Source organism: Legionella rubrilucens, assembly GCF_001468125.1.
GTDB lineage: Bacteria > Pseudomonadota > Gammaproteobacteria > Legionellales > Legionellaceae > Legionella_C > Legionella_C rubrilucens.
Genome location: NZ_LNYT01000015.1, coordinates 10,161 through 10,979 on the forward strand (window position 1 = coordinate 10,161; position 819 = coordinate 10,979).

Consider the following 819-nt stretch of genomic DNA (forward strand, 5'->3'; position numbering starts at 1 on the left):
AAGTTCTTTTTAAATAAGACATTATAGCTGTTTTACCGCTGCCACTAGCACTATCTATAAAATATTTCTTCATAAAATCTTTCTCATATAATAACGCTTATGTCCTTGCGGGCAGTCATCCAGAATACCGAACACTTCGTATCCATGTTTGAGATAAAAATCTTTTGCCTGAAAATCAAAGGTATCGAGATGGGCTAATGTTACCCCTAATTGTTTTGCTTTTTCTTCAACTTTGTTAATTAAGATTGTACCCAAACCTTGATTGCGATATTTTTCTTCAACAAAAAAGACACTTATATAAAGGAGCTTCCATGTATAAACCTCCGAACAAATACCTGCTATAACCTTATCACCGTAACTTGCTAGCTGGTGCAATCGGCTAAAATCCATGATGTTTGCAGAAGATTCCTGAATAACATGCACGGCCCATTTTGGATCTTGATGGTGCATACGGAGCCACGCAGCCCAGTTAAGCATATTCTGATCTGCACCATTACCAAAAGAGAGCATTACAGTAAAAACTTAAAAAGTGCTGGGTGCCTACCATGCATCATAGGTGATTCACGGGTACCAATTTTCTCGCAGCCCATTTTTTCATAAAACCCTTCTGCAAAAGGATCGCTCCAAACTATAAATTCTTTCTTACCAAGCCTATTAATAGGCTCCAACAGGCAGAGCCATAATTTTATGACGTGGTCAACCAAAATGTTACACCCCAGTTAAGCAACTTTCATTAAAAAATCGCTCTGTTTTTCAAATTGATTTGGGCTTAAATATCCCAAATATGAATGTAATTTTTGGCTGTTATAGAACATGGTG

General features: G+C 37.1%; 2 protein-coding genes. Both read right to left on the reverse strand.

The window, feature by feature from the left end; all coding sequences use genetic code 11:
• Positions 1-69 precede the first annotated feature (69 nt).
• The gene (locus Lrub_RS07645; protein WP_237760779.1) at positions 70-510 is read right to left on the reverse strand and encodes a GNAT family N-acetyltransferase; all 441 of its coding nucleotides are present in this window, start codon (positions 508-510) and stop codon (positions 70-72) included.
• 209 nt (positions 511-719) lie between these two features.
• The coding region (locus Lrub_RS15210) for an IS3 family transposase (RefSeq protein ID WP_337589123.1) at positions 720-819 on the reverse strand (100 nt) is incomplete at its 5' end.

Excerpts from the sequence above, each read along its gene's own strand:
- Lrub_RS07645 (WP_237760779.1), bottom strand. The coding sequence starts at position 510 with ATGCTCTCTTTTGGTAATGGTGCAGATCAGAATATGCTTAACTGGGCT.